A 23,104-nucleotide genomic window follows, 5' to 3' on the forward strand; every position below is an offset into this window, starting at 1 on the left:
GGCATAATCATTACTAAATAACCAATTATATTTCTCATATTCTGGTCTATTTTAAATCAAGCTTTTTTAGCTGTTTATAAGTAAGTATTTTAGTAAATATAATTAATTAAATTTCACTAATCAACTGCACAACTTCCTCCTTCTGTTCAGCATACTTTTTTTGCAAATAAGAACCTTCTTCCATTCGGTTGTAATATTCTAAGGCTTTATTGCCAAATGCTTTTTGTTGAAAAGGCGATAATTCTGGAACTAAAGGAAATTCTTTGTGAAACAAATTCTCATAATATGCTTGAAACTCGCGTTCGTTTTTGTCTTCAACTTTATATTTTTCCGATTTCTGTTTTACATGTAACATTTCATGCGCTAATAAATTCAGCATCAAGAATAATGGAAATTCGAAAGTATTTGCAGGCAATTTAATGACTTGTTTGCTTCCGATTACTCCATTTGTTGTCAATAGAATAAAACTTGGCTCCGCTTTTTCGGTTAGTTCAAAATGAGAAAAATTTTCTTGTTCTAATTCATATACTTTTACTAACCAATGCGCTGCTTCAATGGTTAAACCTAATTGTGCAAAGCCTTTTATGGTTTTTTCAACTTCGGAAAGTGCAATCATTTTTGAACTTCTATATATGAAAAATAGCCCCGATTGAGGTTTTGTTGGAGCTCTTAAACGGTTCTCGATACATTTTGTTTCGTCACTTCGAGTTTTCGCTATGCGAAAGTATCGAGAAGTGAAACAAAACACTCGAACTGACGTTTAAAGCGACTACCGAAAGCGGGACTATTCTTGTTTAATTATTGTTTTTTGTGCTTTTAATAAACACACCCCTAACCCCTATAACTCTAAATTTTATTTTTATATGTATCGTTGAATCTTCGATTTCAAGAGGGGAACTAAAGTGTTTCTTTTAACCATTTAAAAAATTCGCGTTGCCAAACGATACCGTTTTGTGGTTGTAACACCCAATGGTTTTCTTCAGGGAAATATAATAATCGGCTTTTAATTCCTTTTAATTGTGCTGCTTGAAACGCTTCTAGTGCTTGCCCTATTGGTACACGATAATCTTTTCCACCTTGAACAATAAGAATAGGTGTGTTCCAATTGTTTACTAAGTTAATTGGGTTGAATTCTTTATAGGTTTTTTGAGCGGCTTTGTTTTCAGTTTCCCAGTAAGCACCGCCCATATCCCAATTGGTAAAGAAAACTTCTTCGGTGGTACCATACATGCTTTGTAAATTGAAAATACCATCGTGTGCTATAAACGATTTAAAGCGATTGTTGTGAATTCCTGCTAAATAGAATACAGAGTAACCGCCGTAACTAGCACCAACAGCTCCTAATCTTGTTTTGTCTACATAAGATTCTTTAGCAACATCATCAATAGCGCTTAAATAATCGTCCATTGCTTGTCCGCCCCAATCTTTACTAATGTCTTCGTTCCATTTTACACCATGACCCGGCATTCCTCTTCTGTTTGGCGCTACTACAACATAACCTTGTGATGCCATGACTTGGAAATTCCAACGGAACGAATAAAATTGTGAAAGTGCGCCTTGTGGTCCGCCTTGACAATATAATAATGTTGGATATTTTTTAGTTTTATCGAAGTTAGGTGGTAAAATAACCCAAACTAACATATCTTTGCCATCAGTAGTTTTAACCATTCTTTTTTCTACAGTTGGTAAACTTAATTTAGCATAAGTTTCATCGTTAAGATGTGTAATTTGTAACCAAGATTTTTTCTTTAAATCATAGCTAAAAATTTCGTTTGCATGATTCATATCGCTACGTGTAAGAATTACTTTATTCTCGTTAAAGCCAATAATTTGGTTCACGTCAAATTGGCCTTCTGTTAATTGATTTACGCGAACAGCAATTTTGGTTAAACCTGGAAAATTAACTTCAAATAATTGTTTTGTGCCATCTACTGGAGCTAAGAAGTACACTTTTTTCCCGTTTTTACTCCAAGTGAAACTATCAACAGTTCCATCCCAAGCAGCTGTTAAGTTAATGTTCATTCCTTTAAAACGAACAATGATGTCGTTTTTGTCGGCTTCAAATCCGTCGCGTTTCATTTGTAACCAAGATAAGTCGCCATTTGGAGAAAATTGAGGAGCAACATCGTAACCAAGATTGTCTTCGGTCAGGTTTTTAGTAGTTTTTGAAGTTACATCATATTCGTATAAATTCGTATTTGTGCTAATAGCATACTCGGTTCCGAATTTCTTTTTAGAAACGTAAATTACTTTTGAGCCATCGGGAGACCAAATGTAATCTTCATCGCCACCAAAGGGTTTTTGTGGGCAATCGAATGGTTCGTTTGCTAAAATATCAATTTCGTTTCCTTTATCGTCTGTTATGAAAACATGATTATGAGCACCTTCGTTCCAAGTATCCCAATGACGATAATCTAAACTATTGTATACTTGAGCTTGGCTTTTATCTAGTTCAGGATAGAAATCTTTTCCTAAAACTTTTTCTGTTTTTACTTCTTTGTTAGATAAAGTGAAGTTGTTTTTGCTGTTTTTATCTTGAATTTGAGCGTTTGCTTTATCTTTTTCAATTTCAATTGCTTTGCCGCCTTCAATTGGAATTTGATAGTATTTAGAATGCGATTTGTTTTCGGCAACTGATGGCGTAGAAACTTTATAAATAATAAATTTTTGATCTTTTGAGATTCCAAGTGAAGAAACTCTTCTTATTTGCCATAAAAGTTCAGGAGTCATTACTTCTTGAGCCATTGCTGAAATTGAAATCATACCAATTAGGGTTAAAATAATTTTTTTCATTTTGCTTTATTTTCCTTATAACATAATGCTTAAAAGTCTGCTAAAATTACTGTTTTTTTAAAAAATATAGCTAATTTCACGACTTTAACAAAACTATAAACTTTAATGAGGAAATTAGCATTACATTGGCAAATACTTTTGGGAATGATTCTTGGGGTTTTATTTGCCGTTTTATTAATTCAATTTGATTGGGGAAAAGGTTTTATTGTTGATTGGGTTAAACCTTTTGGCAATATTTTTATAAACTTATTAAAATTAATTGCAGTTCCTTTAATTTTAGCTTCTTTGATAAAAGGAGTTTCCGATTTAAAAGATATTTCTAAACTTTCGCAAATGGGTGGAAGAACAATAGGACTTTATATTTTAACTACCATTTTAGCTGTTTCAATTGGTTTAATTGTTGTTAATGTTATTAAACCGGGTAGTTTTATATCGGAAGAAACAAGAATAGAGTTAGTTGGGAATTATTCAAATGATGCCAATTCAAAAATTCAAGCTGCAGAAAACCAAAAGAATGTTGGCCCTTTGCAAGCGTTAGAAGATATAGTTCCTAGCAACATTGTGAAAGCTGCTTCTGATAACGGTAATATGTTGCAAGTTATATTTTTTGCGGTGTTCTTTGGTATAGCTTTAATCCTAATCCCGCAAGACCAATCGCAACCTGTTAAAGCTTTTTTGATGGTTTTAATGAAGCAATTCTCAAAATGATTGATATTATTATGCTCGGTGCGCCTTACGGTGTTTTTGCATTATTAGCATCATTAATTGCTGAATCGCCAAGTTTAGATTTATTCAAAGCTTTAGGAATGTATGGATTAACAGTAGTTCTAGGATTAGCTATAATGTTAGTAGTTTATTCATTACTTGTTAAAGTTTTAGCTAAGAAAAATCCAAAGTTCTTTTTTAATGGAATTTCTCCAGCTCAATTATTAGCTTTTTCGACTAGTTCAAGTGCGGCTACTTTGCCAGTAACAATGGAACGAGTAGTAGATAATTTAGGTGTTGATGATGAAGTAGCGAGTTTTGTATTGCCTATTGGAGCAACTATAAATATGGATGGAACAAGTTTGTACCAAGCTGTAGCAGCAGTTTTCATTGCACAAGCTTTTGGTATGGATTTAACTTTGGGTGCGCAACTTGGAATTATTGCTACGGCAACGCTAGCTTCAATTGGTAGTGCTGCAGTTCCTGGTGCCGGAATGGTAATGTTAGTAATTGTATTGGCACAAGCAGGAATACCAGAAGCGGGATTAGCATTAATTTTTGCTATCGATAGACCTTTAGATATGTGTAGAACAACTGTAAATGTAACCGGAGATGCTGCTGTTTCTATGGTAGTAGCAAAATCTGTAGATAAATTAGCATAAAGATGGAAGACTTTCATTGGACCAAATTATTTAATCCTGAATTCTATATTACTATGGAATTTGGTGGCGTTCCTGTTGGGATTTATATGGTCCTATTTATAGTTTTTGCTGAAACTGGATTGTTTGCGGGTTTCTTTCTTCCTGGTGATAGTTTACTTTTTCTTTCAGGAATTTATTCTAGAGAATTAGTAGAAACGTTTTTTTATATTCCAAGTGATTTTTCAAATGTAACAGTGTTATCGCTATTAATAGCCGCAGCTGCAACATTAGGAAATATTTTTGGTTACTGGTTTGGTGCACGTAGTGGACAGTTTTTATATCAAAAAGAAGATAGTTTTTTCTTCAAAAAAAAATATTTACAAGAATCTCAAGTTTTCTTTGAACGACATGGAGGAAAAGCCATAATTTTTGCCCGTTTTTTACCAATTGTTAGAACTTTTGTACCCATAATTGCTGGAATAGTTCATATGGAAAAAACACGTTTCATGTTTTACAATGTGCTAAGTTCAATCATGTGGTCTTTTACTTTAGTTTTTGCAGGTCATTATTTGTACGGATTTTTCCTTGATGAATTTGATTTGGATCTAAAAAAACATATTGAAAAAATAATCTTGATTTTAATTGCGGTTACTACTTTTCCATTAGTTATGAAAGCTATAAAATCAAGAAAAAAACCACAATCTGAAGATGCAGCTTAGTTATTGGGAATTAAAAAATTGGTTTACGAATGTAGATTATACTATTGTTGGTAGCGGAATTGTAGGTTTACATTGCGCATTAGCACTTCGTGAACGATTTCCAAAAGCAAAGATTTTAGTTTTAGAAAAAGGAATTTTGCCACAAGGAGCAAGTACAAAAAATGCTGGTTTTGCGTGTTTTGGAAGTATTTCTGAAATTTTAGACGATTTAAAATCACATTCTTTAGATGAGGTTGTTGCGCTTGTCGAGAAACGATGGAAAGGATTACAATTACTTCGTAAACGATTAGGTGATGAGGTTCTTAATTTCAAACCATTTGGTGGATACGAACTTTTTTTAAAAGATGATGAAGCTTTTTTCGAGAATTGCATTCAAAAAATTCCATTTATAAATGAAGTTTTAAAACCAATTTTTAAAGCTGATGTTTTTGAAAAACAAGTTGACCGATTCAGCTTCCAAAATATTTTCGATTATTTAATTTTCAATCCTTTTGAAGGTCAAATCGATACTGGAAATATGATGCAAGCTTTGTTAAAAGAAGCAACTAAGAAAGATATTTTAATCTTGAATCAGCAAAATGTTTCTTCGTATAACGATTTGAATGGAAAAGTTGAGGTTGTTACCAATGAGTTTTCATTTACTACCAATAAATTACTTTTTGCTACTAACGGATTTGCTACCCAACTAACCGAAGGTAAAGTGCAACCTGCAAGAGCTCAAGTTTTAATTACAAAACCCATTGAAAACCTTGATATAAAAGGAACATTTCATTTAGATAAAGGCTATTATTATTTTAGAAATATTGGAAATAGAATTCTTTTTGGAGGAGGAAGAAATCTCGATTTTGATGGTGAAAATACAACCGATTTAGGCCAAACAAAAATTATTCAGGATTCGTTAGAACAATTGCTTAAAAATGTAATTTTGTCCAATTATGATTTTGAAATTGATCACAGATGGAGTGGAATTATGGGAGTGGGAAATCATAAAAAACCTATTGTATAACAACTTTCTGAAAATGTATATTGTGGTGTTAGAATGGGAGGAATGGGAGTCGCAATCGGAAGTTTAATAGGACAAGAATTAGCTGATTTATTATAATTATATGGCAAAAAAAACTACTTCAAAAAAGAAAACTACGCCTACAAAAAAAACTGTAAAAAGAACAACTGGTCAAAAAATATTCCGATTTATTTGGAAAACTTTTCTATGGTTTAACATTATAAGTGTATTTTTTGTGTTACTCTACAAATTTGTTCCTGTTCCCTTTACACCATTAATGGCAATTAGAGCATTAGAGCACAAAGAGGCTGGAAAAGAAATGACATGCTCGCATGATTGGGTAGATATCGAATATATTTCACCAAATCTTCAAAAAGCGGTAATTGCAAGTGAAGATGGCAAGTTTTTAGAACACAATGGTTTTGATTTTGATTCTATGCAAAAAGCTTTTCAAAAAAATCAAAATGGAAAGAAAATTAGAGGAGGAAGTACTATTTCACAGCAAACTGCAAAAAATGTTTTTCTGTGGCCTGGAAGAAGCTATATTCGTAAAGGGTTTGAGGCTTATTTTACAGTTTTAATTGAACTATTGTGGAGTAAAGAACGCATTATGGAAGTTTATCTTAACAGTATTGAAATGGGAGATGGAGTTTATGGAGCACAAGCAGCATCTAAACATTGGTACCATAAAGAAGCTAAAAGTTTATCTAAATATGAAGCTGCAGGAATTGCAGTAATTCTTCCAAATCCAAGAAAATATAAACCAGTTAATTCTGGACCCTATATTAATCGTAGAAAAGCTACAATAGCTAAATATATTGGCTACGTAAAATTGGAATATTAATGCAAACGGTCTTAATTACAGGAGCTTCTGGTGGAATAGGAAGAAAAACAGCCGAATATTTTGCAAAAAATGGTTGGCACGTAATTGCAACAGTAATTAGCTTCAATGAATTAAACGATTTAGATAAAGTTCCAAATGTGTTTTGTTACGAAATGAATGTAACTAGGACAGAAAGTATTGAGAGAGCCAAACAGGAAATTTTGCAAAAACATTCCAAAATTGATGTAGTAATTAATAACGCTGGAATTGGTTACAGAAGTTTTGTGGAATTATCTGAAGATTCTAAAATCGATGCAATTGTTAATGTAAATTGGTTAGGTGTTGTAAAAGTTTGTCGTGCTTTTATTCCAAAATTTAGAGAGCAAAATTTTGGACAATTTATCAATATTACTTCAGTAGCGGGATTAGTAAATTTACCTCTTGGAAATTTTTATCATTCAACAAAACAAGGAGTAGAAAGTTTTTCAGAATGTATGGCCTACGAACTAAAGCCATTTAATATTAGTGTTTCAACAGTTCAATTTGGTAACGCACCAACTGATTTTCAAAAGAATGTAACAAAATGTTGTGCAACTCCAATAGAATCTTACAATAAATTAATGCTTAAAATTTCGGAAGTATTGGCCAAAAAATCGGGTAAAAATCAAGAATTACCACAACAAATAGTTGAAAAATTATTTTTAATCGCTTCAAATCCTAAAAAATCTTTTACACGTTATACTATAGGTTTCGATGCAAACGCCATGAAATGGTTACGTCGCATTTTAGGTTATAAATTATTTGATGCTTTGATAAGTAAAGTAACTTTAAAATAGTTCTACCTGCTAAAACTATCATTTCGTAAACTTAAAATGCTGTTTTACAAATTGAAACATTTTTCATTTACAGAAAAAAGTATATTCGTTTTAAATTTTAAAGAACATGAAAACGCTATTAATCTCAATCTATTTTGCAATCATTGGTTTAAATGTTGTTAATATTACTGAAACCGAATCTGTTTTAAAAGAAGTAAAATTTGAAAGTAGTTTTACACTTATTAATGACACTAAAGAGAAAGTAACCATCCACACAGGAACAGGTATTGTGAGTTTAAATAAAGGTTCCAAAACAAGTATAGGTTGTAATGTAGGTAAAGAAGTTCGATGGGCAAATGATGGCAAAAAAGGCGACGTTATTTTTAAAATAGCCAATGATATGTGTGGCGAAACACTAAAGCTTTCAAAGTTTGTTAAATAATTGAAATCCCGACTTGTTCGGGATTTTTTGATTTTTAAAAGTAACTTTTTATTGTATTTTCCGACTAATTAGTCAAAAAACTAAAATTATGCAAGCACACGAAATAGATTACCATATTTATGGTGAAGAAATGCAATATGTAGAAATAGAACTCGATCCACAAGAAGTTGTAGTAGCCGAAGCGGGAAGTTTTATGATGATGGAAAATGGAATCAAAATGGAAACTATTTTTGGAGATGGAAGTCAACAAGAAGGTGGGATTTTTGGCAAGTTATTATCAGCAGGAAAACGAGTTTTAACTGGAGAAAGTCTCTTTATGACAGCTTACCAAAATATAGATATGGGCAAACGTAAAGTCTCTTTTGCTTCACCCTATCCAGGTAAAATTGTTGCCATAGATTTAATGAAATATGGTGGAAAGTTTGTATGCCAAAAAGATGCTTTTCTTTGTGCTGCAAAAGGTGTTTCTGTTGGAATCGATTTTTCAAGAAAATTAGGTCGCGGATTATTTGGTGGTGAAGGTTTCATCATGCAAAAATTAGAAGGTGATGGAATGGCATTTGTGCATGCAGGAGGTACACTAGCACGTAAAGAATTACAACCTGGTGAAGTTTTAAAAGTAGATACGGGTTGTATTGTTGGTTTTACAAAAGATGTAGATTATGATATTGAATTTGTAGGCGGAATTAAAAACACGATTTTTGGTGGAGAAGGTGTTTTCTTTGCAACACTTCGTGGGCCTGGTGTTGCTTACATTCAATCGTTACCTTTTAGTCGATTAGCAGATAGAGTCATTCAAGCTGCACCACAAATGGGAGGAAAAGACAAAGGAGAAGGAAGTTTATTAGGTGGCTTAGGAAGAATGCTAGAAGGTGATAATAGTTTTTAATAATAATTAAGATAACATAAAAAAAGCCAACTATAAGAGTTGGCTTTTTTACATAGAGCATATTTGTTATCTAAATAATGGTTTTGTTTGTTAATTTAACTCAATTTTAATTATTGATAATCAGTGTTTTATGTTTATATTTTGTAACTTTATAATCTAAATTTTAGAAGTTATGAAAAATATTGTTTTAAAAAATGCAGTTCTAATTTTTATAGGAATTGCTTTGTTTTTTCTAGCTATGGATTTTTTAGGTTTAGCGAGTAAAAATTACTTAAGAGCTTTAAATGCGTTTATCGTTTTGTATGGTATTCGTAAGACTATAAAAGAAAGTTATCTAAATGGTAAGATGGATTATTTTGAAAACTTTTTTTCTGGCTTTATTACTGGAGTTTTAGGTGTATTTTTAGGAATTGTAGGTCTTATCGTTTTTATTTATTTAAAAGGAGGTGAAACATATCTAAATACTTTATCTGATACTTTCTTTTTTGTGGGTAAAGTAAGCATTATTCAATATTGTGGAGTACTATTCTTTGAAGGAGTGGCTTCATGTGTTATAGGTACATTAGCGCTAATGCAGCTTTACAAAAAAGATGTCGATGTAAGCCATAATTATTAAATTCTAATGACTGAATAATTTTATTTACAAAAATGTAACAATAAAAATCCGCTCAATTGAGCGGATTTTTTTAATTTCTAAAAACAATATTTAGATAAAAATTTCTTCCCATTCTAGGAATGTTGTTCCAATCTGAAAATGTAGAATAGTAGTGATCAAAAATATTTTCAACGCCCAAGTTCAGTAACAATGTTTGGTTAGAAATAGAAAATTTGTAACTACCAGCCCAATTAAAAATTACATAATCGGGTGTTTTATCTTCTCCATAAAAAGAATTGTATTCTGTTTGTGCAGCATTTCCGTTTATCGAGATACTTGTTTTTAATTTATTTTTTGCAAACTGTAAATAACTTTTGTAACTAAACGGACTCATAAAAGGTAATTCGTTTTTGTTATTGTCTTTGCCTAAACTATATTTAAGTTTATTTTCAATTTGCCAATTTGCCTGAATTTTATAAGAAAATGTAAATTCATTAGTAAAAATGGTAGCATAATCAAACGCTGAATAACTTTTTACACCGTTTGCTCCTATAGTCATAGGTGCAACATTTTCGAGAGGTTGCCCAATAATATAGTTTTTAATGTAAAAGTAATTAGATGAAAATTTAGCTTTCCATTTATCTTTTATGGTTTCTAAGCCAATTCCAGTTTCAAAAGATTTTTCGTTTTTTAAATTAGGATTTCCAATATAATCAAATCCATCAAAACTATTAAATAAGTAAAAACCGTATCCTTCAGAAACAGAAGGAGCTCTTTCCCCATATCCTAAATGAAAATTCCAATGAATTAAATTTTTATGATTGTGATAGGTAGAAGCAAAACTTTTTAAGAATCGATTTTTTTCAGCTTTTAAATTGGGATAAAAAATTTGTAAACTCGCCAATCCAAAATCGCTTGCTATATTGTTATGATGATTTCCTAAGCTTGTATTTAAAATTAAATTAGAATGTTTGTTTATCGAAATATTATCTTCTAACGACAACCCATTAAAAAAGTTCTGACATCGGGCCAAGTGTACATAAACATCAAATTTTCGTTTGGATTTGATGGGTACATGGTCATTTCAGCAACAGATTTATTGTAGAAAGAATTGAGATTAATTTTAAAATGATGTTTTTTAAATTGTCCATCAATTTTCGAATAAAATCCGTAAGTATCACTCCAGCCAGGCATGTCCATATGAATAGGAACAAAAGGTCTTTTAGTATCATCCATAATATGAGTTATAGAATTGAAATATACTTTAGTTTCCCATTGGTTGAATACTGAATTTTCAAATTGGAAATGATACTTCAAAGAAGTTATAACTGCTTCAGCCAAAGAAACATCCATTGGCAATGCTGGATAACCAACATTAGTTGCTTTGTCATAAATAAGAGAGCCTTCAATAAATTGATTTTTAGTAATCAAATAACCAGTTGTAAAAGAAGTATTCAATTTTTTAAATTGAGAAAACAAAACTTCTTGATTATCTCCAGCTTTGTAATTATCGGCATTTCGAAGCATAAAGTTAGTGTCGATATAAAATTTTGATCGACTATAATTTAATTCAGTTCCAATTATTTTTTGTGAATTATTTGTTTCAAAACCAGAATGTAGCGCATATTTAAATCCTCTCGAATTGAAATTGTTTTGTTTTCTTTTTAAATCTAAACTTCCGCCAATAGTATTTCCATCGCTTGAACCTTGTTGTCCAGAATTTAGTTTAGCTTCTGCTAAATTAGAAACTTCAACATACGAAGTAATTGGGTCCATTTTATCGGTACAAGCTCCAAAAATTCTCATACCATCTATTGTGATGATTGTTCTTTCTGTTGACATACCATTTATTAAAGGTTCCCAAGCGTATGCACCACGTTTTACCAAGTCAATTTTTGGTGATTCATCTAAAAATTGATCTATAGAAGCTAATATTTTAGGTTGGGTTTCATTGATTTCAGTTTTAGTACCTATAACAATTACTTCATTTAATTCTTTTAAAGTAATCGAATCGGTTTCAATTTGTTGACCAAGAAGTGAAATTGAAAAGCAACAAAAAATAATGAAAAATATATATTTTTTCATGATTAAAAATGTTTTCCCAATAGTTAAACTATTGGGAAATAAGATTAAAATTCGATTTCGAAATAAATACTACTACTTTCTAGTGTTTCTGAAATTTCTTCGCCTTTTAATACTTCATTATCTTGATTTAGTAATTGAAGATTAATTTTCCAATAACCGGTCATGGTTAACGATAATTTTCCGTTGTACAATCCGCCTGATGTAGTTTGTATTGCATCTAGATTATTAGGAGATGAATGATTCCCCATGCTAGGCATTCTAGGATCAATTTTTAATGTATAATTGTCAACTACAGGGAAAGACATCATATTTTCCATCTTCCAAATACCAGCTACAAAATCATTTACAGCAACTTTTGGTTCTGTAGGATTAACAAATGCTACTATGTATTTAATGCCATCAGTACCAGTAAAAGTATTTATAGTTCTTTTTTCGCTAGCAGGAACACTTATTACATCAGTTGCCAAATAAGAGATGCCATCTATTATATAATTAAAGGTTAAATCCCAATATTCAGTATCGTTTTCCGGCATTTGAAAAACAATATAGCCCGAATAAGTAGTTTCGGTATTTGAGTTTTTAATTATAGATGAATTTGGACAAGAATGTGTCATACTCATCATGTGCATTTTTGGCGTCCAAGATATAGAAGCATTAGTTATGTACTGGTTAGAAGCGTTATTCTTTAAGCGCACTGTAATGTCATTATAACCTTGTTCTAATCCTCCAACTTTTGTGCTGTAAAGTTCTATTGTATGTGTTTCATTACTGATTTCTTGGAACTTAGTTAAACCGGTTAGTTCATTTGTATTTGAACTATTATCATCGTCATTTGAACAAGAAGTTAATGCTAAAGTGGCTGCGATAGCAATCGCAATATTTTTGAATTGAAATTTCATTTTTTTTATTCGTTAATTTTTGAAATATATATACAAGAGAATGTGCCTAAAGACTAAATCTAAAGACATAATAATGTTGATTTTTAAAATAAAAATCAGAAAAATATTAAACGAATAAAGTTGGTGGATGAAAAGTAGAATTTGTACAAACCCCTCTATATAAATTCAAATAGTTTGTGTTTATTTTATTTTGAGAGAAACAAAATGTGCGACTAAAATTAAAGTCAACAATTTGATTATAAAATAAGATTTCGATTTCTGAATTTTGAGTTTTTTTGTCTTGAGAAATGGGTTTTTCATTTTCAGAAGCTTTGGCAAGTTCTTTTGCTAAATGACATTTTCCGTTACATTTTAACTCAGGTTTTGCTTTGTTTTCACAAAGTTGCGTCGCAATATATTCATAATTCACCATGTAATCCAAAACTGGAATAATAGGTTTCGTTAGGAATAAGATTCCGATAATTATGAATATGATTTTTTTCACATTGCAAAAGTAATAATCAAAATGTTATTATATGTAACATTTGTTATGTTTCTAATAAAAAAAAACCACCCTTTTGGGCGGTTTTTCGAAGAATATAAATTTATTTTATTTCTCTTATTCCCATGTTATACAATGCAAATGCTTGAATATCTACTTGTTCGTTAATAATTGCTTCAGTAGATTTACCAGCACCATGACCTGCATTGGTATCAATTCTAATTAATACTGGATTTGGTCCTGTTTGTTTTGCTTGTAATTCGGCAGCAAATTTAAAACTGTGAGCAGGAACCACTCTGTCATCATGATCACCAGTTGTTACTAAAGTTGCCGGATATTGTACACCAGCTTTTACGTTATGAACGGGAGAATATGCTTTTAAATAATCGAACATTTCTTTGCTTTGTTCACTTGTTCCGTAATCGTAAGCCCAACCAGCACCAGCTGTAAACGTATGGTAACGTAACATGTCTAAAACTCCAACTTGTGGAATGGCTACTTTCATTAAATCGGGGCGTTGTGTCATGGTTGCACCAACTAATAAACCTCCGTTTGAACCACCTTTAATCGCTAAATAATCAGATGAAGTATATTTCTCTTTTATTAAATATTCTGCAGCGGCAATGAAATCATCAAATACATTTTGCTTTTGCATTTGCGTTCCTGCATCGTGCCATTTTTTACCATATTCACCACCTCCACGTAAGTTGGCAACAGCATAAACACCACCGTTTTCCATCCAAACTGCATTAGCAATACTAAAACTTGGAGTTAAGCTGATATTGAACCCTCCATAACCATATAAAATAGTTGGGTTTTTACCATTCAATTCTGTTCCTTTTTTATAAGTAATAATCATGGGAACTTTTGTACCGTCTTTTGAAGTGTAGAACACTTGTTTTGATTCGTAATCTTCCGATTTGAAATCTACTTTTGGTTTGTTGTACACTTTTGATGCTCCAGATTTTGGATCAAATTCGTAGATTGTACCAGGAGTTACATAATTTGTAAATGAATAATACAAAGTAGTTTCTTCTTTCTTACCTCCAAAACCACCTGCAGTTCCTATACCTGGTAATTCAATTTCACGAATTAATTTACCTTCGTAATCATATTGTTTAATTTGCGAAACAGCATCTTTCATATATTCGGTAAAAATATAACCTCCACCAGTTGAAGGCGATAAAACATTTTCAGTTTCAGCAATGAAATCAACCCAATTTTCTTGATGAGGTTTTGCTAAATCGAAAGTTACAATTCGTTTATTAGGTGCTTTAAAGTCTGTTGAAACGTAAAATTTAGTGCCAATATTATCAATGACATCACTATTGCTTTCAAAATTATTTACAATGTTTACAATTGGACCATTTTTAACTAAATCTTTAATGTACAATTCATTTCCGTTTGTGGCATTTGCAGCAGAAATTACTAAATAATTTTCATCTTCAGTTACATAACCACCAACGTATCTTCTTTTTTCATTTAAGCCAAAAATAACTTTGTCCTCGGTCTGTTTAGTTCCAAGTTTGTGATAGTACAATTTATGTTGGTCCGTTTTAGCAGACAACTCACTCCCTGTTGGTTTGTCATAACTTGAATAGTAAAAACCATCATTTTTATACCACGACATACCGCTGAATTTCACATCAAGAATAGTATCGCCGATAATTTCTTTGGTTTCAGTGTTTAAAACAATTACTTTTCTCCAGTCACTACCACCTTCAGAAATAGCATAAGCAGCTAAAGAGCCGTCTTTTGTAAAGCTCAAGCCGCCAAGTGAAGTGGTTCCATCTTTAGAAAATGTATTTGGATCTAAGAAAATTTCTTCCTTGCCACTTTCGTCTTTTCGGTATAAAACAGATTGATTTTGTAAACCATCATTTTTGTAGAAATAAGTAAATTTTCCTTCTACAAATGGAGCGGAAATTTTTTCGTAGTTCCAAAGTTTTTCCATTCTTTCTTTAATTTTGCTACGGAATGGAATTTTATTTAAATAACCAAAAGTAACTTCGTTTTCGGCTTTTACCCAAGCTTCTGTTTCTGCACTTCTGTCGTCTTCTAACCAACGATAAGGATCTTGAATTTGTTCGCCAAAATAAGTATCTACTGTGTCTACTTTTTTAGTGATAGGATATTGTACACTCATGTCAATTTCTTTAATTTCATCTTTTTTACAAGCTACAATTGTTGTAACAGCTAAGATTAGTGAAATAGATTTTTTCATCTGTTGTTGTTTTTGATTGTAAACAAAAATAGGAATTTGATTTTGAGTAACTTGTTAATTAAAACTCAAAATTGAAACCCAAAACAATATTTCGCCCCATATTTGGAATGCCATCGGCTTTTAACCTAGATAAATGCGAAATATACGTTTTGTTAAAAAGGTTTTGCCCGTTTAAGCTAAAACTTATCAGGTTTTTATTCCAGTTAAATTTTCCTCCAAAACCTAAATTTACTAGAGTATAATCGGGAGTTTTGGTTTCAAAATTACTTACATTATTTTGTTGGAAATTATAATTTATTTGAGAAGAAATAAACCCTTTTTTAAGCCAATTGCCCAATTTGAATTCTGCTTTTAAATTGTTTTTCCATTGATTTGCTGGAATTAATGGTAAATAGTTATTGTTTTCTTGTTTGCCAATTACCATTTCGAAACTACTTGTATAATGTAACCAATCTAGAGGATGCGGATGAATATGAATTCCAGTTTCGCCACCATATAAGGCAGCATTGTTTTGTACATACTCAAAAACAAAGTTGTCATCAATCATGTTTCCAGTTGGACTGATGTAAATATAATTTTTGATGTGATTGTAAAAACCGTTGATGAAAAAGTCAAAATGTTCGTTATCGTATTCTAAATTAACATCGATTTGAAAGTTTTGTTCGTTTTTTAAGTTTTGATTACCAATTTCATATCGATTACTTCCTTCATGTACACCATTTGAAGTTAATTCGGCTAAATTTGGCGCTCTAAAACCTGAAGCTAAGTTAATTCGAGAGATAATTTTCTCTGTGATATTAGTTTTATAACCTAATGCAAAATTAAAACTGTTAAATTGTTTGTCAATTGCTTCAAAATAACCTTCGTTTCCAAAAATTCCATGAGTAGAAGTATTTAAATTTCTGTTATCGAATCGAATTCCTGCTTGAATTACATTAGATTTCCATTCATAATTTGAAGTAATAAATGAACCAAAATCTTTAACTGTTGCATCAGGAATTAATAATTCTTCTCCAAAGTTTGAATTGGTTTGATGCATTCCTTGTACACCAATTATGGTTTCAATATTTTTCCACTTCGGAAAGAAATATTTTACATTGTAACTAGCTGTTTTTAATTTCATGTGAAGAGCAATTTCTTCTGCATCTTCTAATTCCTTTCTGTTATTGAATGTGTAACCAAAATCGGCTTCTAGTTTAGAATTTTTGAAGAAAACTTTTTGGTTCCAACTCAATAAATGATTATCAATATCTTGTTTTGGATACAACGGATTTCTAAAACCTGAGTTTTCAATGTCTTCTTCTGGCAATCCTAAATTTAAATTGTTGTAATTATATCGAACATCAGTTGAAAAGTGTGAATTAGCATAACCAATTCCGTATTTTAGATCTTTTTCAATGGAACGAGTATTAATAATTTTATTGCCTGAAGGAATTTTGTAATCAGCTTGTGAATTATAATTAGCACGAATTAAAAATTTCCAATTGCTTGGTGTGTTTTTATAACCAAATGAAGTATTTGTTCCTTGAGTATTACTCGAAAATTGTTGAATTAATAAAACTTTTGAATCTTCTAATGAAGCATATTTTTCAGGATTAAAGTATAAAACACCACCAATTGCATCGGAACCATATAGCAAAGAGGCTGGACCTTTTATTACTTCTACGCTTTCTATTCCTGATGCGCTTAAACCTAATCCGTGTTCGTCTCCAAATTGTTGATTTTCTAAACGAATGCCTTGTGCATAAGTTACAACTCGGTTTGAGCTTAAACCACGAATTACAGGTTTCCCAATAGAAGTTCCTGTTGAAATTTGACTCACACCAGGAATTGAAGTTACTCCATCCATTAAAGAAACCGCTCCTTTTTCTTGTAATTCATTTACCGAAGTGTGTTCAACTTTCATGACATTTTGTGATTGAATCTTATTGAATGAAGTAGAAACAATTACTTCATCTAAATGTTGCTCACTTTCGTTTAACGTAAAATTGATTTCGGTTGTTTCTGAAGTATTTATTTTTTGAGTTTTTTGTTCGTAACCATATAAATAGACAACCAAAGTTACATTTCCTTTTGGTGTGTTTTTAAATTGATAATTACCATTTATATCTGTTTCGGTATGATCATTATTTTCAACTAAATGAATGGCTACATTTTGTAAGGGTTCGTTTTTATTTGTAGTAATGTTTCCCTTTAAAATATTTTGCGAATAGATAATTGAGGTTACTAACAATAACCCTATGAGATATAGAAATTTGTTCATTTTATTAAGTTTAATTCATGTAAAAATTATCAATACTTTAGTCTAAAGTTTGATGTAAAAAAAACAGATATTAAACTTGTGCAGGTGGGCCGCGATGCGAAAATAAACTTCCATAAAAGAAAGAAGTTGCTTCTTTTACACTGAAAGAATATGGACTCTCTTTGAAAAAAGTATAATGTTTAAAACTAAAAATTTCAGTTTTTAAGAATGAAGTAAATTTAAAATCACAAATAGGACAGTCGTCTTTTTCTGTTAAAGTTTTTGTACTACTTGTAAATGATTTTTCAGTTTTAGGATTTTTAAAATCTGAATCGTGATGATGAGAAAATGCATGCACCGATTGATAACTCACCGCAAATAATACAGCGAACATTAAAAATAGGTTAACAATTAGATACTTTTTCTTCATTAGTGCAAAGATAGAAAGTATATGTTAAATAATTTGTTAAAAAAAGCGCCTCAATTGAGGCGCTTTTTTTATAGTAAGTTATTTTCAACTAAATATTCTGCAATTTGTATAGTGTTTGTTGCGGCACCTTTTCTCAAGTTATCGGCTACAATCCACATATTTAATGTATTAGGCTGACTTTCATCTCTTCTAATTCGTCCTACAAAAACATCATTTTTGCCTTCCGCATATAATGGCATCGGATATGAAAATACTTCTAAATCATCTTGAACTGTAATTCCTGGAGTTTCGCTCAATAATGTACGTACTTCATTTACTTCAAAATCATTTTCAAATTCGATATTTACAGCCTCACTGTGTCCGCCAACAACAGGAATTCTAACAGCAGTTGCTGTAACAGCAATTGTATTATCACTTAATATTTTTTTAGTTTCACGAACTAATTTCATTTCTTCTTTAGTGTAGCCATTTTCTTCAAAAACGTCACATTGAGGAATAGCATTACGGTGAATTTGATATTTATAAGCCATTTCACCTTGTGTACCTTTATATTCGTTTTCTAATTGCTCCACTGCTTTTACACCAGTTCCTGTAATAGATTGATAAGTTGATACAATAACGCGTTTTACTTTGTATTTTTTATGAAGTGGTGCTAAAGCCATTACCATTTGAATTGTCGAACAGTTAGGGTTTGCAATAATTTTGTCTTCTTTAGTTAAAACATTTGCGTTGATTTCTGGAACCACTAATTTTTTTGTTGGATCCATTCTCCAAGCTGAAGAGTTATCAATTACAGTTGTGCCAACTTCAGCAAATTTTGGAGCCCAATCTAATGAAGTTTGGCCACCAGCCGAAAATAGTGCAATATCTGGTCGCATTTCAACTGCTGTTTGTAAGCCAACAACTTTATAAACTTTTCCATTCCATTCAATTTGTTTTCCAACTGATTTTTCTGATGCAACGGGAATTAATTCGGTTACTGGAAAGTTTCTTTCTTTTAAAACTTTAAGCATTATTTCGCCTACCATTCCGGTAGCGCCTACAACAGCTATTTTCATTACTACATAATTTTGTTATGCAAAAGTATTGAATAAAACATACTTAAAAAATGTGATTTAAAAATTTTGTAATTTTTAAGAGTTTACAGGAATATGTAAAAAAAATACCCCGCTTTTTAAACGGGGTTTAGTTAGAATATATAGTGTAGCGTTAAGTGACAGAATTATTTTTTTAATAAATCTCTAATCTCTGCTAATAATTCTTCTTGTGTTGGTCCTGATGGAGCAGCTGGAGCAGGTTCTTCTTTCTTTTTCATTGCATTAACTGCTTTTACAATCATAAACATTACAAATGCAACGATGATAAAATCAATTAAGTTTGTTAGGAACTCTCCCCACATTACAGCAACTTCTCCTTCAATTACTCCTTCAGCATTTGGTTTACCTTCAGTAATTACATATTTTAAATCTTTAAAATCAGATTGGAAAATTAAGCCAATTAATGGTGAAACAATTCCACCAGTGAAAGATGAAACTACCTTATTAAATGCAGCTCCCATAACGAAACCTACACCTATATCGATAAGGTTTCCTTTCATTGCAAATTCTTTAAATTCTTTTAACATAATGATTTGTTTATTAGTTTAAGATCTATACGAATTTAATAAAAAAAAATATAAAATGTTAATTTTTGAAAAATATCCTTTTAACTCGTTGCGAAATACTAGTCAATATTTCATAAGGAATTGTATCTAAAGTTTTTGCCATTTCAACTACTGTTGGGCTTTTACCAAAAATGATAACTTCATCTCCTTCTTGACAATCAATATTAGTAATATCTACCATGAGCATGTCCATACAAATATTTCCTAAAATAGTAGCTTTTTGATCATTGATGGAAACAAAACCTTTTTCATTTCCCCAAGCTCTTCTAATTCCGTCTGCGTAACCAATAGGAATTGTCGCAATTTTCATGCGGTTTGTAACCCTGAATTTTCTACCGTAACCTACACTTTCTTCAGGTAAAACTTCTCTAATTTGGGAAATAATACTTTTTAAAGTACTAACATTTTGAAGTTTTTGGTTTTCTTCATCTGAGTTGCCTACACCATATAAACCAATTCCCAAGCGAACCATATTTAATTGAAATTCGGGGTAATTAAAAATACCCGATGTATTTAAAATATGTAGTATTGGTTTACTTTTTAAATTTTTTACAATTTGTTCGCTTGCTTCTGTATAGCGTTTGTATTGCTCTAAAGTAAATGCTCTAAACGAAGTATCGTCAGATGTAGCTAAATGAGAGAAGATACTTTTTACTTCGACCAAATTTGTTTCTTTAAGAATTGCAATAAGTTGTTCTAATTGCGGTTTTTCAAAACCTAATCGATGCATACCTGTATCTATTTTAATATGGATAGGGTAAGAGGCAACATTTTTTTGTTGGGCTATTTTTACAAACTCATTTAACTCATTTATAGAATAAATTTCGGGTTCTAAATCATAAGCAATCATAGTCGAAAAACTATGCATTTCTGGATTCATTACCATAATCGGGATACTAATTCCTGCTTTTCTAAGTTCAACACCTTCATCGGCAAAAGCAACACCTAAATAATTTATTTTTAAATGTTCTAAAAGTTTCGCAATTTCAAATCCTCCATTTCCATAACCAAAGGCTTTTACCATTACCATAATTTTGGTTTCCGGATTGAGTTTCGATTTGTAAAAGTTAAGATTATGAGTTAACGCATCAAGATCGATTTCTAAAACAGTTTCGTGTTTTTTCTCTTCAAGTAATACTACGATTTCATCAAAATTAAAACTACGAGCACCTTTAATTAAAATGGTTTCGTTTTGAAATGATTGCGTATTAAATTGCTTTAAAAAATCTATCGTAGAATTAAAAGAAATAACATTTGGTAAGTCTTTTAAATAACTTGAAATAGTTTCACCAATAACAATAATGCGATCTATATTGTTGTTTTGAAGTACACGACCCACTTTTTCATATAAAACATCAATAGGTAATCCACTTTGAAAAACATCCGAAAGAATAATGGTTTTTTTCTTGTGTAATTTTTGTTGTTCTAAAAAGTCGAGTGCAATTTTAATAGATTGATAGTCTGATGAATATGAGTCGTCTATTAAAACACAATTATTAATTCCTTTTTTTGCTTCTAAACGTATTTCTACAGGAAATAATTTAGGAATGCGTTCGGTTATTTTTTGCGTAGAAACTTTTAAAAACAACAAAGTTGTAATACAAGTTGCAATATTTTTTAGGCTAATTTCATCTTGAAATGGAACTGTTACTTCGAAAGTTGTATTATTGAAGATAACTTTTAGTTGGGAGCCATTTTTTTCGAAATAAACACTTGCACTTTGATCTGAAAAACTCCAAGTAAAGGGATTGTTTTGTAAAAGATTTTCAATTTCTTTATTTGCTTCAAGAATAACTGTTTTGCAATTTTTAAAAAGCGAAAGTTTTTCTTCAAGCTTTTCTTTTTCCGAAGTAAAACCTTCTGCATGTGCAGTTCCAAAATGTGTTAAAATTCCAATGGAAGGTTCTATAATTTCCTCCAAAATAGACATTTCACCTTTTAATGAAATTCCCGCTTCAAAAATTCCTAAATTATGATTTTCATTGATGCCAAAGATTGACAATGGAACTCCAACTTGAGAGTTGTAACTTTTCGGACTTCTAACTACAGAAAAATCGGGACTTAATAAAAAATTTAGCCATTCTTTTACTATGGTTTTTCCGTTACTTCCTGTAATTCCTATAATGGGAAAATTAAAAAGACTTCTGTAATATTTTGCGGTTTGTTGTAACGCAATTTTAGTGTCAGAAACAATAATAAAATTTGCTTTTTGTTCTAAACCTTCTGGAATAAATTCTACTACAAAATATTGAACACCTTTGCTAATTAGTGTTTTAATATATTCGTGCGCATCATGGTTTAAACCTTTTAACGCAAAAAAAAGTGTACCGGTACTATTTTGTAACGATCGGCTGTCTATAGATACATTTTCAATTGTAAAATTATTAAAAGTACCAACGGTTTTTGCATCTAAAATGGAAATAATATGAGGTAGTGAAAAAGTCAAATTATAGTTTTAATTTTTTAGGATTTTGATAATTGTTCCAAAAACGAAGTAATTCAATTTGGTTTTGATTGATACGATAAAATAGTGTGATTTGCTTTGAAATAACTAATCTAAACACATTTTTGTAATGAGTTGGTTCAAATTCAAGATTTCCATTTTCAAGTAATTGTAAAACTTCATCAACTTGTTCAATAAAATGTTTTGCTTCAGTAGTTGTCCAATTTTCTAATAAATAATCAATATTTTTCCAATAATCTAACTTTGCTGTTTCCGACCAAAAGATGCTACGCATTTTATTTTTTGAATAAATTAGAGTAACGATTTTTAGTTTCTTCCATTACTTGATTATGAGAAAGTGTTCCGTTTTTATCAATTGAATTTAATGCTTCATCAATAGCTGCTCTTTCATTTTTTGACAATGATTCTGATTGTTCGGCACTCATAATCTTTTGGAGTTTTTCAATTACAGCATTATCACGTAACTCAGTTATCCAATGAATTAATTTTAATTTTTCATGTTCCAATTGATGTGAACTCATACTTTTAATTTTAAGTAAGCTAAAGTTACAAAATTATTTATTTTCTTTTTGCGATTTCATAGCTTTAAAAAATGCAGCACGACTCAATGGTTCATATTCTTCGGTTTCACCTAAAAGAACTAAATTATCATTTTGTGTTTTTCGGTAACTATAATTGGCTAAATTTCCTGTTCTAGTACAAACTGCATGAACTTTGGTTACATATTCGGCAGTTGCCATTAAAGCAGGCATTGGTCCAAACGGATTTCCTTTAAAATCCATATCTAAACCAGCTACAATTACTCGAATTCCAGAGTTAGCAAGATCGTTACAAACCGCAACAATTTCATCATCAAAAAATTGTGCTTCGTCAATTCCTACCACATCACAACCTTGAGCAAGAATACGAATGTTTTCAGCTACAGGAACTGGGGTAGAACGAATTTCGTTTGAATCATGTGAAACCACCATTTCATCATGATAACGTGTGTCGATAGCGGGCTTAAAAATTTCAACTTTTTGTTTAGCAAATTGGGCACGTTTTAGTCGGCGAATTAATTCTTCTGTTTTACCAGAAAACATGGATCCGCATATAACTTCTATCCAGCCAAATTGTTCTTGTTGATTTACTGTATTTTCGAGAAACATTTTGTATCTTTCGAGTCGATTAAAATTGTATTTATACTACTTT

The 23,104-nt window shown here is 31.0% G+C and carries 21 protein-coding genes and 2 pseudogenes; 8 read left to right on the top strand and 15 right to left on the bottom strand.

The window, feature by feature from the left end; translation table 11 throughout:
* Window positions 1–106: 106 nt before the first annotated feature.
* Window positions 107–616 carry a hypothetical protein gene (locus GCU34_RS11575; protein WP_143146172.1) on the bottom strand — a complete coding sequence of 170 codons (510 nt, stop codon included), beginning with the start codon at window positions 614–616 and terminating at the stop codon, window positions 107–109.
* Between the two features lie 281 nt (window positions 617–897).
* The gene (locus tag GCU34_RS11580; protein ID WP_072781903.1) at window positions 898–2,793 is read right to left on the bottom strand and encodes a S9 family peptidase; all 1,896 of its coding nucleotides are present in this window, start codon (window positions 2,791–2,793) and stop codon (window positions 898–900) included.
* A gap of 105 nt (window positions 2,794–2,898) precedes the next feature.
* On the opposite strand from GCU34_RS11580, the pseudogene GCU34_RS11585 reads away from it, so the two are divergent.
* The 8 genes and pseudogenes from GCU34_RS11585 (at window position 2,899) to GCU34_RS11620 (ending at window position 9,446) form a co-directional block, all read left to right on the top strand.
* Window positions 2,899–4,160, top strand: a pseudogene (locus GCU34_RS11585) (dicarboxylate/amino acid:cation symporter).
* Window positions 4,161–4,162: 2 nt separating this feature from the next.
* Window positions 4,163–4,858: a DedA family protein gene (locus GCU34_RS11590; RefSeq protein ID WP_072781899.1), complete on the top strand. Its 696-nt coding sequence runs from the start codon at window positions 4,163–4,165 to the stop codon at window positions 4,856–4,858.
* A pseudogene (locus GCU34_RS11595) lies at window positions 4,848–5,960 on the top strand (NAD(P)/FAD-dependent oxidoreductase). Before GCU34_RS11590 ends, GCU34_RS11595 begins: the two are co-directional and overlap by 11 nt.
* 4 nt (window positions 5,961–5,964) lie before the next feature.
* Window positions 5,965–6,705: a monofunctional biosynthetic peptidoglycan transglycosylase gene (mtgA, locus tag GCU34_RS11600; protein ID WP_072781897.1), complete on the top strand. Its 741-nt coding sequence runs from the start codon at window positions 5,965–5,967 to the stop codon at window positions 6,703–6,705.
* The gene (locus tag GCU34_RS11605; protein ID WP_072781895.1) at window positions 6,705–7,520 is read left to right on the top strand and encodes an SDR family NAD(P)-dependent oxidoreductase; all 816 of its coding nucleotides are present in this window, start codon (window positions 6,705–6,707) and stop codon (window positions 7,518–7,520) included. The genes mtgA and GCU34_RS11605 overlap by 1 nt, the downstream gene beginning before the upstream one ends.
* Before the next feature lie 106 nt (window positions 7,521–7,626).
* Entirely contained in the window at window positions 7,627–7,941 is a 315-nt protein-coding gene (locus tag GCU34_RS11610) for a hypothetical protein (protein WP_072781893.1), read from the top strand.
* 88 nt (window positions 7,942–8,029) lie between these two features.
* On the top strand, window positions 8,030–8,830 hold the full coding sequence (locus GCU34_RS11615) for a TIGR00266 family protein (protein WP_072781891.1): 801 nt from the start codon (window positions 8,030–8,032) through the stop codon (window positions 8,828–8,830).
* A gap of 172 nt (window positions 8,831–9,002) precedes the next feature.
* On the top strand, window positions 9,003–9,446 hold the full coding sequence (locus tag GCU34_RS11620; RefSeq protein WP_072781890.1) for a hypothetical protein: 444 nt from the start codon (window positions 9,003–9,005) through the stop codon (window positions 9,444–9,446).
* A 70-nt stretch (window positions 9,447–9,516) separates the two neighbouring features.
* Here GCU34_RS11620 and GCU34_RS11625 read toward each other — a convergent pair whose 3' ends face one another.
* The 13 genes from GCU34_RS11625 to GCU34_RS11685 form a co-directional block, all read right to left on the bottom strand.
* Window positions 9,517–10,428, bottom strand: coding sequence for a TonB-dependent receptor domain-containing protein (locus GCU34_RS11625; protein ID WP_193702242.1), 912 nt, complete (start codon window positions 10,426–10,428; stop codon window positions 9,517–9,519).
* Window positions 10,419–11,510, bottom strand: a complete 1,092-nt coding sequence (locus GCU34_RS11630) for a TonB-copper family protein (protein WP_152378467.1) — start codon at window positions 11,508–11,510, stop codon at window positions 10,419–10,421. Before GCU34_RS11630 ends, GCU34_RS11625 begins: the two co-directional genes overlap by 10 nt.
* A gap of 44 nt (window positions 11,511–11,554) precedes the next feature.
* On the bottom strand, window positions 11,555–12,409 hold the full coding sequence (locus GCU34_RS11635) for a hypothetical protein (RefSeq protein WP_072781886.1): 855 nt from the start codon (window positions 12,407–12,409) through the stop codon (window positions 11,555–11,557).
* 106 nt (window positions 12,410–12,515) lie between these two features.
* Window positions 12,516–12,893 carry a hypothetical protein gene (locus tag GCU34_RS11640; protein ID WP_227658681.1) on the bottom strand — a complete coding sequence of 126 codons (378 nt, stop codon included), beginning with the start codon at window positions 12,891–12,893 and terminating at the stop codon, window positions 12,516–12,518.
* Between the two features lie 100 nt (window positions 12,894–12,993).
* On the bottom strand, window positions 12,994–15,114 hold the full coding sequence (locus GCU34_RS11645; RefSeq protein WP_072781882.1) for a prolyl oligopeptidase family serine peptidase: 2,121 nt from the start codon (window positions 15,112–15,114) through the stop codon (window positions 12,994–12,996).
* Between the two features lie 58 nt (window positions 15,115–15,172).
* Window positions 15,173–17,377: a TonB-dependent receptor gene (locus tag GCU34_RS11650; protein WP_072781880.1), complete on the bottom strand. Its 2,205-nt coding sequence runs from the start codon at window positions 17,375–17,377 to the stop codon at window positions 15,173–15,175.
* A gap of 70 nt (window positions 17,378–17,447) precedes the next feature.
* Window positions 17,448–17,786 carry a hypothetical protein gene (locus GCU34_RS11655; RefSeq protein WP_072781878.1) on the bottom strand — a complete coding sequence of 113 codons (339 nt, stop codon included), beginning with the start codon at window positions 17,784–17,786 and terminating at the stop codon, window positions 17,448–17,450.
* A gap of 68 nt (window positions 17,787–17,854) precedes the next feature.
* The gene (locus GCU34_RS11660; RefSeq protein ID WP_072781876.1) at window positions 17,855–18,844 is read right to left on the bottom strand and encodes an aspartate-semialdehyde dehydrogenase; all 990 of its coding nucleotides are present in this window, start codon (window positions 18,842–18,844) and stop codon (window positions 17,855–17,857) included.
* A 164-nt stretch (window positions 18,845–19,008) separates the two neighbouring features.
* Window positions 19,009–19,410 carry a large-conductance mechanosensitive channel protein MscL gene (mscL, locus tag GCU34_RS11665; RefSeq protein WP_072781874.1) on the bottom strand — a complete coding sequence of 134 codons (402 nt, stop codon included), beginning with the start codon at window positions 19,408–19,410 and terminating at the stop codon, window positions 19,009–19,011.
* A gap of 58 nt (window positions 19,411–19,468) precedes the next feature.
* Window positions 19,469–21,895, bottom strand: coding sequence for a bifunctional UDP-N-acetylmuramoyl-tripeptide:D-alanyl-D-alanine ligase/alanine racemase (locus GCU34_RS11670; protein WP_072781872.1), 2,427 nt, complete (start codon window positions 21,893–21,895; stop codon window positions 19,469–19,471).
* 1 nt (window position 21,896) lies between these two features.
* Window positions 21,897–22,187 (bottom strand): type II toxin-antitoxin system RelE/ParE family toxin, encoded by a 291-nt coding sequence (locus tag GCU34_RS11675; protein ID WP_072781870.1) that lies wholly within the window; start codon window positions 22,185–22,187, stop codon window positions 21,897–21,899.
* A 1-nt stretch (window position 22,188) separates the two neighbouring features.
* Window positions 22,189–22,434: a hypothetical protein gene (locus GCU34_RS11680; protein ID WP_072781868.1), complete on the bottom strand. Its 246-nt coding sequence runs from the start codon at window positions 22,432–22,434 to the stop codon at window positions 22,189–22,191.
* A 33-nt stretch (window positions 22,435–22,467) separates the two neighbouring features.
* Entirely contained in the window at window positions 22,468–23,061 is a 594-nt protein-coding gene (locus GCU34_RS11685) for a thymidine kinase (RefSeq protein WP_072781867.1), read from the bottom strand.
* Window positions 23,062–23,104 lie beyond the last annotated feature (43 nt).

It is taken from the genome of Flavobacterium haoranii, assembly GCF_009363055.1.
GTDB classification, from domain to species: Bacteria; Bacteroidota; Bacteroidia; order Flavobacteriales; family Flavobacteriaceae; genus Flavobacterium; species Flavobacterium haoranii.